Source organism: Chlorobiota bacterium, assembly GCA_016700335.1.
Classification (GTDB): domain Bacteria; phylum Bacteroidota; class Ignavibacteria; order OLB7; family OLB7.
Map to the genome: position 1 here is coordinate 2,311,337 of CP065014.1, position 11,959 is coordinate 2,323,295.

7 protein-coding genes are annotated in these 11,959 nt (G+C 28.2%); all 7 read left to right on the forward strand.

Going from position 1 to position 11,959, the window contains the following annotated elements; genetic code table 11:
• The first annotated feature begins 241 nt into the window (after positions 1 to 241).
• The 7 genes from IPP08_09450 (at position 242) to rny (ending at position 11,857) form a co-directional block, all read left to right on the forward strand.
• Entirely contained in the window at positions 242 to 2,896 is a 2,655-nt protein-coding gene (locus IPP08_09450) for a choice-of-anchor D domain-containing protein (protein ID QQS65988.1), read from the forward strand.
• A 41-nt stretch (positions 2,897 to 2,937) separates the two neighbouring features.
• Positions 2,938 to 4,590: a hypothetical protein gene (locus tag IPP08_09455; protein ID QQS65989.1), complete on the forward strand. Its 1,653-nt coding sequence runs from the start codon at positions 2,938 to 2,940 to the stop codon at positions 4,588 to 4,590.
• A 197-nt stretch (positions 4,591 to 4,787) separates the two neighbouring features.
• Positions 4,788 to 5,498 carry an OmpA family protein gene (locus IPP08_09460; GenBank protein QQS65990.1) on the forward strand — a complete coding sequence of 237 codons (711 nt, stop codon included), beginning with the start codon at positions 4,788 to 4,790 and terminating at the stop codon, positions 5,496 to 5,498.
• Positions 5,499 to 5,603: 105 nt separating this feature from the next.
• Positions 5,604 to 8,009, forward strand: coding sequence for a phenylalanine--tRNA ligase subunit beta (locus IPP08_09465; GenBank protein QQS65991.1), 2,406 nt, complete (start codon positions 5,604 to 5,606; stop codon positions 8,007 to 8,009).
• 79 nt (positions 8,010 to 8,088) lie between these two features.
• Entirely contained in the window at positions 8,089 to 9,000 is a 912-nt protein-coding gene (locus IPP08_09470; GenBank protein QQS65992.1) for a hypothetical protein, read from the forward strand.
• Positions 9,001 to 9,277: 277 nt separating this feature from the next.
• Entirely contained in the window at positions 9,278 to 9,556 is a 279-nt protein-coding gene (locus tag IPP08_09475; GenBank protein QQS65993.1) for a cell division protein ZapA, read from the forward strand.
• A gap of 576 nt (positions 9,557 to 10,132) precedes the next feature.
• Positions 10,133 to 11,857 carry a ribonuclease Y gene (rny, locus tag IPP08_09480; protein ID QQS65994.1) on the forward strand — a complete coding sequence of 575 codons (1,725 nt, stop codon included), beginning with the start codon at positions 10,133 to 10,135 and terminating at the stop codon, positions 11,855 to 11,857.
• Positions 11,858 to 11,959 lie beyond the last annotated feature (102 nt).

Below are 11,959 nucleotides of genomic sequence, written 5' to 3' on the forward strand. Positions count from 1 at the left end.
CATGTTTTAACTGATGTTGGGTTTTTTTTGTAAATAATTTTTTTATTAATAACTGTTCAATTCAATTTTAACTGCCACGGAAAAAGGATTCAAATGCAACGTTCAAAGATTATATTTAATGAATCAAATTTGGTTTATCATTTTAAATGATTAATTCAAAAAGAGTAGTAATAGAGTAGATCAGGATTTGAAATAATTTCCAATTTTTAAACAAATAAAATCAATTAAATACAACCAATCTATGAAAACAATTTTTACCATTTTAATCTTATTCACTTTTATTGTAACAACAAATTCTCAAGCTCAGTTAACATTTCAAACTAGAATTAACTTTGGTAAGGTTACATGTGGAGAAAAAATTTGTTTGCCTTTAGTTATTAAAAATACTACTGCCGATCAATTGAGAATAACAGGAGTTTCAGGATTATCAGGGACATCAAAATTTCCATTAGATCAAGCAACTCCAATTAACACCCCAACCAATTTAGCAACTAATGATTCAGTTAGATGGTTGTTCTGTTATCAAGGAAACATTATATCTTCACTTGATTCATCAAGAATTGTTATAACATATACAGATAAAAATAATGTATCATTAGATACTTCAGTTACATTTATAGCAGAGTCAATGCCAATTGGAGATTTGAATCTTTCAATAAATTCTATCAATTTTGGTAGTGTTCCAGTTTTCACTTCTGACTGCCGAACAGTAACAATTTCTAATACTGGATCTACTGTTATAAATATGAATCCTATAGTAATAGGAAATGCAAACTTTAATGTAAAAACACCACCTCCATTAACAATTTTACCAGGAACAAATGCAAACATTGAAATTTGTTTTAATCCTTCAAATGATGCTTCTGAATCTTCAAATGCAATTGTTAGTTATTCAATTTGTGGTAGAAATTTAACAAAAAATATTGCTTTAAATGGAATTGGAATTTTTCCTCCAAAAGTTAATCTTGGACCTGTATTAGAGATAAATACCAATCCATTTGATTTCGGTTCAGTTTTATGTGGAACAACTGATTGCAGAACAAATCTTACTTTAAGAAATATTGGTAGTGACCCAATGAACATTTCAAGAATTGATAATTTGATATTACCATTTAGATTGAATGCAACAGTTAATACTCCAATAATTTTACAACCAAATCAATCTCAAACATTACCAGTTTGTTATTCACCAATTATATCTCCTAAAGTAGATTCTCAAATAGTTAACATGATTGTTGATAATAGAACTTCACTTTCAATTTCTATGATTATGGATGTAAGTGGAAGTATGGAAATAGTTACATCAACTGGAGAAAAAAGAATTACAGCAGCAAATGCTGGAGGAAAATATTTCCTTAATAATTTAGTTATAGATCCGGCAAGATCTATTGTTGATGAGGCAGAGATTATAAAATTTTCATCGGATATACAAGTAGTTCAAAATTTCAGTTCAGATATTAATTTACTTAAAAGTAAAGTGCCAACAGTTTCTGGAGGATCAACTAGAATTTATGATGCAGTTAATGTTGGTTTGGATAACTTATTAACTAGAAGAATACCAGGAAGAAGAGTAATAGTATTGTTAACTGATGGTGAAGATAATAGTGGGTATTCTCAAACTGCAATTAACTCAATCATTGCTAGAGCAAATTTATTAGGTGTAAGAATTTATACTATAGGATTTGGAGTAACTTCAACAATTGGAAGAAATACTCTTCATGATTTATCAATAAATACTGGTGGGACAGAGTATTATCCGTTGAATGCAACAGAACTGCTAGATGTTTATAAAAGAATTGCTTTAGATCTAAGTAAGAATATTCCTTTTACATTCGTTCTAAAAGGTCGCTCAATTGCACCATTAATGGTTCTCACTCCTTCGGTAATTAATTTTGACAGTGTTAAAATTAATAAAGAAAAATGTGGGACAGTTGTAATTTCCAATACAGGTGATGCACCATTAGTTTTAGCATCTGCTCCAATTGAATTAAAAGGTTTTAGAATTACATCATCTTTCCCTATTACTATTGCACCAGGATCTTCTTCACAAGTTAATGTTTGTTTTTCTCCAAGGAAATTGAGGGTTTTAGATTCTAGTTTTACTTTTAATTATAACGATTGTAAACCACCAATTAATTTAATGCTTAAGGGTGTTGGTTATGATAGTGTTGTAATTTCACTTAGAGATACAATCGTTGCAAAACCTGGTGGTTTATTTGAAATTCCTATCTATATTCTAGATAGTCTTCCTGCTTCTTATGATGTTAATACATTAGATTTAACTTTGAAAGGAAATAAAACTATGATGTTCCCAAGCAATGATGTTACAGCTAGTGGTGGGTCATTATCCTCATTACCAACAGTAAATGTAAATAATATTTACTCTGTTACAGATTCACTCGGATTTTATAAATATACATTTTCAAATGGAACACTTAATAATGTTACAAAAAATTCAATACTAACATATTTGAGATTTAGAGCATTATTAGGTAACTCAATAAAAACACCTTTATTAATTTCATCTGCAAAATTTGCAGATGGTAACCCAAAAGTTGGAATAATAAATACTGGCTTACTAAGGTTAGATAGTTTATGTTATTTAGAACAAAAACTGATTGATGCTAGCTCCAGATATAATGCAGGTTTGATGTTGAAAGCTGGGTCAAATTCATCGCTTGTGTATATAGATTATTTTATTAAAGAACCACAAGAAGTTAAAGTTTCTTTGTTTAATTCTATAGGTGTATTAATTTCTAAAAACAACGATGAGTTTAAAAATGTTGGAGTTAATAACTCATACTTCGATATAACAAATCTAAATTCTGGAATATACTATGTTACTGTTTGTGCAGGTAACCTTGTTGAAACGCAATCAGTAATTATAACTAAGTAAAATATTTACCATACCATTAACAAAAATTTAAAATTAAAACAATGAAACATATTCTTTTACAATACTTAAGATTTACAATAATAGTATTTTTAGTTTTCAATAAATGTTTATCTCAAGAAAAATTACCAATAATGATTGGTGCAACTTTAGGTGTAAACTATAACTTGCATAATGGTCATTTTCAAACTGTTGAAGGTAACACCGTTTGTTGTGTAGCTGAAAAAGGAACAGGTTTAGGATTAGTTGCAGGAGCAAAATTCTTTTTACCAATCAATAGTTATATAGTTTTTATGCCAAGAGTCATGTTTGAAAAACGTGGTGGTGATTTTGATGGAATTCCAGAAGTTTATCCAATTTTTGGAAATGGTCAGTTAGTAGAAACTGCAACAATTAATAAATTACTTGAAATTTCAATGAGTTCATTTAATGCTGATTTAATGGGAAGTTTCATGTTTGGAAAATCTGGTGTTTATTTAGCAGTAGGACCATCATTTTCATATATTCCAAGCTCAAGTTTTATAGAAACGGCAACATTAAGCTCACCTGCTGGTACAAAATTTATCGACGGAACAACAATCCATCAAGTTGGACAAGGAAATCTTGCAGTAAATAATTTACAAGTAACTTTAAGAGGAGGTTTAGGGGCTATGATAAAACTTTCTAAGAACTGGTTTTTAAATCCTGAAGTATTGGGAAGTTATGGAGTAACAAAATATTACAATGATTGGCAAGGTCATGCAATTCAAGGAACAATTGGGTTAATGTACGCTTTTCCATCAAATGATGATGAGGATGACAATATACCAGTTGATAGTATGTTCACTTTAGTTTTACATTTAACTGATTCAATATCTGGCAAACCGCTGCCAGGCTTAGTAGAAATTATTGATACTAAAACAGGCAGACAAGTTGAAGTTATTAAAACTAGTGGTTTAGAAAAAAATTACAAAATCAATTTAAGAATTGGAAGGGATTATAAAATAGAAGCAAAAGCAAGAGATTCTGTTAGAAACATTGTTGTATCAGAAACTAAAGTAGGAGCTATAAAAGATGTTACAATTAAATTTAATAAAATAGTTGTTAAAGCAGTTGATTTTGGTAAATATGATATTCCATTCTTTGTAACTGGGTACTACAGACCTAATACACCAGATAATTTAGAACAATTGTTCCCAATGAAAAACAATGAATTGAAAGATGCAAATTACATTGAAGAGTTTTCAAAAGGCTCAAAACGTCATCAAGAATATCAAGCCTATGCAAAAACTGTTGAATCACTTTTTAAATCTCTAATTGTATCTTGTGTTGAAGAAGTTTTCCCTGAGTTTCGCAAACGTGGCTTGCCAAATGAGATATTAGAAATTAGAGTTTCTGGATTTGCAGATCCTAAACCTATTATTGGGAAATACATTGAGAATACTGAAGTTCCTTATGAAGATTCAACAACTAAAATGGTTACAGCAAAACATGGTGAACTATTAGATAATAACAAGTTATCAGGATTAAGAGGATTTTATTCTGCAAAGTATATTGAGGAGCTACTAGATAAAACTAAAAACCCTGATTACATTGCTTTAAAGAATGAAAAAAGAGTTATCTTTAAAGCAGTTGAAGGTGGAGTAAGCGAAATGAAAGATGATTTTGCTTCTAAAAGAAGAGTATATGTTGAGATAATTAGACGCGAAGGAGAATAACAAATAAATTTTGATGAGTATTTTTCAACCTAATTCAACTCAGATTTAAATAGAATTATTTTATTATTACACTTTAAATAGTTAAATATTTTCATTCTCAGTTTTCTTAAAAAACAAAAATCCATTCATTTATTTTTGAAAGGGTTTTTGTTTTTATATTATATAAGTTTTATACAATTTTTTATATATCAAATTTTATGCGTCTATTTTTCTACTCTTTGTTTTTGTATTCTTTAATTTCATGTTCTTCTCAAAAAAGTACAATCAAATTAAATGATTCATTTAAAATTGTTGTTAATGGGATTGTTACAAATAGCAAAGGAGAGCCCATTGATGCTAATTTAGAAGTACAAGATTTATCTACTAGCAGAATAGTTGAAAGACCCGAAATTACCAACGGAAAATTTAGTTTTTCACTTACTTCTGGTAAATTGTATGGTTGGTCATTTCAGAAAAAAGGGTACTATACCATTTCAAAAAATTTTGATACAAGGTCCATATTAAAAGATTATAATTTAACGCAAGAGATTCAATTAAGAACTATTGAGGAAATTCTTAATAATAATGAAACGGTTCAAGCAAACAATTTATTTTTTTCAAAAGGAGGAATTGAACTTTTAACTGAATCTAAATCTGAAATTGATGAGATAACAAGATTAATGAAATTATATACAAAAGTGAAAATTGAAGTTATTGGACATGCAAGTAGCGAAGGTGATTTGGAATATAATAATAAATTATCTGAATATAGAGCAAATTCGGTATTACAGAGTTTGATAATTAATGGAATAGATTCAGTAAGGCTTTCAAGTATTGGTATGGGAACTAAAATGCCTATAGCACCAAATGATATTGAAGAAAATCGTCAGAAAAACAGAAGAGTTGAATTATTATTAAGTACAAAATAATAATTTTTTAATGTAAAAAACTATTCTGTTATTTAAAAAAGAATTAATCAAATTCCTTACATTTGCAATTGATTTTTTTAGATTTTAACTTTGTATTAATCCATTATGCCATCCAAAAAAATAATACATTCATTACTTAACTCAATAACATCTTTCGAATTTACACCTCAAGATTTGTCTGATAAATTATTGTCATTAGGTTTAGAAATAAGTTCTATTGAAGATACAAAGGAATCACTTAAAGGCTTTGTAACAGCAGAGGTTTTAACTAAAGTAAAGCATCCTGATGCAGATAAATTATCTATTTGTACTGTTAATACTGGAAGTAGAATTCATAATGTTGTTTGTGGTGCACCTAATGTTGAAGCAGGTCAGATAATTTGTTTTGCTACTGTTGGTACTATAATACATAAGCTAGGATTTAAAATTGATAAAAGAAAAATTCGTGGTGTTGAATCTGAAGGTATGATTTGTAGTGAAGATGAATTAGGTATTGGGGAAAGTACAGGTGGAATTTTAGTTTTACCAAGCGGTACAAAAATTGGCACCCCTCTGTCTGAAATGTTTGGAGATATTGTTTATGATTTAGATATTACGCCTAACAGAGGGGATTGCTTAAGTCATTTGGGTTTGGCAAGAGAGATTTCAATTATTACTGGAAATTCTATTAATTTACCATCAATTACTTTAATAGAAAGCTCAAATAAAACTTCGGAATCAATTTCAATTGAAATTGAGAATAAAGATAATTGTCCAAGATATATTGCAAGAATTGTAAAGTCTGTAAAAATTTCAGAATCACCAGATTGGCTCAAAACAATTCTTAAAAAATTAGGAATAAAGTCTAGAAACAATGTAATTGATACAGCAAATTATGTAATGTTTTTATGCGGACATCCACTTCATGCTTTTGATTATGATAAAATTTCTGGAAATAAAATTATTGTAAAGTCATCAGTTGGTGGAGAAAAATTTATTACCCTTGATAACAAAGAACATATACTTCCTGATAACGTTTTATTAATTTGTGATCAAGATAAACCAATAGCATTAGCTGGTATAATGGGTGGGGAAAATACTGAAATTTCAAATTCAACAGTAAATGTATTAATTGAATCAGCATATTTCAATTCATCAGTAATTCGTAGAGGAGCAAGATTATTGGGTATATCATCAGATGCTAGTTATAGATTCGAAAGAGGTGCTGATATTAATATTACAAATTATGCATGTGATTTAGCAGCAAAAATTATATCAGAAATATCTGGTGGTGATATTCAAAATGATAAAGTTGATTCTTATCAAAAAGTATATACACCATTACAAATAAAATTAAGATTTGAAAGAACAAAACAAATTGTTGGTGTTGATATTCCGAAAGAATCTCAAATTAGTATCTTAGAATCTATTGGTTGCAAAGTGTTAGATGTTACAACTAATTATGTTGAAGTAATTTCTCCAAGCTGGAGAGCTGATATTTTTGAGGAGATTGATTTGGTAGAAGAAGTTGCTAGAATTTTTGGTTATGAAAATATACCAGTTACAAGTAGGAGTTCAGTCTCTTTTAAAACTAGTGTTATTCCTGAAGTTAAAATTTCTAATAATACTAGAAAATTCTTTGTAAATAATGGATTCATAGAAATTATTTCTATGAACTTTACTGACCCTGATACTGCTTCAAGATATGGAGATAACATCTTATTAAAAAATGCATTAGGGTTAGATTTTTCATCTATGAGAACAAGTCATGTTCCTAACTTATCTAAAACATTATCTTACAACCAAAGGCGTGGTAAAAAAGATATTAAGATGTTTGAGGTTGGAAAAGCCTTCAGAAAAGGGAAAAATAATCAAGGTGATATTTCAGGGATTATTGAAATGTTTGAACTTTCATTACTGTTAAATGGAAAATCTGAACCATCTGGATTTGATTTAAAAGAAAGAGATTTTGATTTGTTAGATGCTAAAGGAATTATAATTAAATATTTTGCTAGCCTATCAATCAAAAATTATATTAAGTTCTCACCAGTTGAAAAAGAAGAATGGGGATTCTCGGTTAATTCAATAGCTATTTTTGTAGAAGATATAGAAGTTGGCAGAATAGGTGGATTAGATTCATTCTTAATTCAAAAAGACGATATTCAAAGCAAACCAGTAATTGCAGTTTTTGATTTGATTAAATTGTCCAAACTAGCTTATAAAACAACTAAATATAAATATCAATCTAAGTTCCCAAGTGTTCAAAGAGATATTTCAATAATTGTTGATAAAAATATAAAAAATAATGATATTGAAAATTCTATTTCTAGAGCAGCTGGGAAGTATTTAAATGAGATTAGATTGTTTGATTTGTATGAAGGCAAAAACATCCCTTCAGATAAAAAATCAATGGGATATTCTTTGACCTTTATTCCTGTTGATAAAACATTTGATGATACAGAGATTGATTCATTTATGATAAAAATTATTAAATCAGTAACTTCAGAATTTAATGCAGAATTAAGATCATAAATAAGTTATTTTATGTAGTTTGTTTTTGATATAAAAACAATACTAAAAAGTTTAAATAATCATTGTAAAATTATTTGTTATGTCTTTAACTCAGGAAATTATTGAATCGATATCAAATTTAAAAAAGTCATTACAGATTTTTATTACAAAATTTAGTGATTTAGAAATTGAGAATGAAGATTTAAAAATTCAGCTAAATGCTTCAAATAAAGCTAATGAGCAAATGCTTGAACAACTTGATTTAAGGGGAGATAGGATAGATAAATTGATTTTAGAAATTGATTTTAGAAACGAAGAAATTATTATTTTAAAATCTGATTTGAATGCAAAGTCAATTCACGAAGAGGAACTTGAAGTTAAAATTAATGAACTTACTCAAAGAGCAGTTACTTTAGAAAAAGAGATTGCTCAAATGATGGCTAAAAATGAAATAGGTATGTATAAGGTAAAAGATTTAGGAATTGACAAATTATCTTTTTTACAAAACGACAATGATTTTAAATCTGATAAAATTATAGAAGAATTATGTGTTGAAATCGAATCATTACAATCAAGTTTAAATAGATCAACAGAAGAAAGATTTGTAATTGAAGAAAAATACAATTCATTAAAACACCAATTAGATACACTAAAAGAAAAATCAAGCAAGTCAAATAATAGTAATTTTGATTTAGAGTTAGAGCTTGAAAAATTAAGAATGGATTATGAGAATATGGCTTTACAAAAAAATCAATTAGAAATATTTAAAGTTAATGCAATTGAATTAACACAAAAACTAAATTCTATTGATACAGAGAATGAAATTCTCAAATCTGAATTAGCTAACCTTAAACTTGAAAAAAAGGATTATCATATTGCTGGAGAAAAACGAATTGATAATTTAATGCATGAAGTAAATAGTATGAAATTTAATACTATTACTAATAATGCTAGAAATGAAATTGAAGAAACAATTCATGAAGCTATTAGAATAATTGACAAGCATAGGTAAAATTAATATATAATTGTTTTTGATTAATTGAGAGAATTGATTACTATTCGATTGAATTTTTAATTCTTATATTTATTTTATAGAAATATTTTTGATTTAATAAGAATTTATTTAATGTGCTACTTATTAAGTGATAACAATTCAATGGAAAATTTGTTTTAAATTGCTTTAAATAATTTAAAGTTACTTTTTAGTAACTTTGTAAAATAATTAGGATTGATATTGAACGTGGATATTAGGAGAATTTTTTTTTCATATTATTTTTTTTGTTTTAAAATTGCAATCTATTTCAGTTCTTATATCAGGAGTTGAATATAATTTATTGGGGGAAAATCCTGCAATGATATATGAAGCTGCCAAAATAGTTAATGAAAAGATGTTGAAAATAGGTCAGCAATCTGTTGTAGAATCATCAACAACAAACGCAGTATTAACAGCGTTAAATGTTACAGAGGAACATCTTTTAGAGCAAAAAAATAATGATAATGAACTTAAAATTGTAAAATCTAGTTTAGAAGAAATTAACAATATATTATTAGATGTGCTTACAAGGTAATCAATAATAAATTTTTTATTTTACTTTACTCCACTATTTCCATTCATAATTGTTCTTTGAAATACTTGAAAACTAAATAATATGAAATAATATTTTTAAAAACTTATTGTTTTAGAAATTTCGTCTGAGATACTCGTCGCCATTCGCAACAATTGAACCTATAGTTTTGAGAAATTGGGAAATTGACTCATTGCATTGCTCGCAGGCCTCATTGCGTAACCACCCGGAAGTAAAATTCTTATTTATATTTTTTTAAATATATAAGATTTTACCATTGGAAGCGAAATATGTTTGGCAGTTCCCCACTGTGTTATAAAGAGGGTTCAATACTCTTGCCTGAGAATGTAAACTTACAAATTTTGTAAGTTTACTGCGGCGAGTAACTCAAACGATTTGATAATAAAAATATTAATAAACTAACATATTGAATTCAAGTATTTTTAAAAGAACCTATCAACTTAATCCAATTAAATAATTAAACTAATTATGAGATATTGCATAAATGAATTTGCAAATAAGTAGTTTTTTTAATTAATTCAAACTGATATTAACATAAATAAAACTTTAAAAAATTAAATGGATGCTACCATTGAGATAATATTAGTTGTTACAGGATGTATTGTTGGTTTTGTTGTTAGTTATTTACTTGGGTCTAAATCTGCAAAAACTCAAATAGATGATGCAAAGTCAAGGGCAATTCAAATTGTTGAGGATGCAAAAATTTCTGGTGATAATTTAAAGCGTGAGAAAGAGTTACAAGCTAAAGATGAATTTTTAAAAAATAAAAAACTTTTAGATGATGAATCTCAAATCAAACGTGAGAAACTTCAGAATATAGAGCGTCAGATTAAACAACGTGAAGAGAACATAGAAAAAAATGCATCTAAAAAACTTGAACAAGCTACTAAACAAGAACTGCAAGCTGCAACTTTATTAAAAGAGTTTGAAATAAAAGCTACAGCTTTTGATGAGTCAAGAAAAACTATTGAAAAGAACTTCACTGAACAAAAAAAATTATGGGAAAAAAATGCTGATGATGAAAAGAAAAAAATAACTGATCAAAAGAAAGAACTTGAAGAAACAAATAGGAATATTGAAAATGTTAGAGCTACAATTGAACAAAAAAAGAAAATAATTGATGAATTGGTTTCAGAACAGAATACTCGATTAGAGAGAATTTCAGGTATGTCTAGAGAAGACGCCAAAACTTTTCTAATTGAGAATATGATTAATGATGCAAAAAATGAAGCAGCTCAAAGAGTTAAAAATGTTAGAGATCAAGCAAAACTTGATTCAAAGAAAGAATCACAAAGAATTATAATTCAAGCTATCCAAAGAAGTGCTTCAGATTATTCTGTAGAAACTACAGTATCAGTTGTGAATATTCAAGGAGATGAAATGAAAGGAAGAATTATTGGTAGAGAAGGAAGGAATATTAGAGCTTTTGAGGCTGCAACTGGGGTTGATGTTGTTGTTGATGATACACCAGACGCAGTAATATTATCTAATTACGATCCATTCCGTCGTGAAGTTGCTAGAATATCACTTGAAAGATTAATGCATGATGGTAGAATTCATCCAACTAGAATTGAAGAAGTTGTTGATAAAGTTAGGAAAGAACTTGAAGAGGACTTGATTAGAACTGGGCAAACTGCATTGTTAGAATTAGGTATAAATAATGTACATCCTGAAATTGTTAGATTGATTGGAAGAATGAAGTACAGGTCTAGTTATGGACAGAATGTTTTATCACATTCAATTGAAACCGCTTATATAGCTGCAACGATGGCTCGTGAATTAGGTCTTGATGCTAACCTTGCTAAAAGAGCAGGTTTGATGCATGATATGGGCAAATGCGTTGAAAGAAATATTGAAGGTCCACATGCAATTATTGGTTTTGAAATTGCTAAAAGATGTAAAGAAAATCCTGTGATTTGTAATGCAATTGGAGCTCATCATGAAGAAATGGAAATGACTTCTCCAATCTCAGTTCTAGTTCAGGCAGCCGATTCTATTTCTGGAGCAAGACCAGGAGCAAGACGCGAAGCAGTAGAACAATACGTTAAACGATTAGAAACATTAGAAAATATTGCTAGATCATTTGAAGGTGTTGCTAAAACTTATGCAATTCAAGCAGGTCGAGAAGTGAGAGTTGTTGTTGAACCAGATCGAGTTGATGATTTGCTTGCAGATTCATTATCAAATGATATTGCAAAGAAAATACAAGACGAAATGGAATATCCTGGTCAGATTAAAGTAACTGTAATCAGAGAAAAAAGAGCTGTAGCTTTTGCTAAGTAAACAAGTTCATTAAAATATATTCCCACTAATAAATCAATTTGTAGTTGTTAAATTAGTGGGAATTTTTTATATGTTTTATATTTTTTTATCATTTTTTTTTCA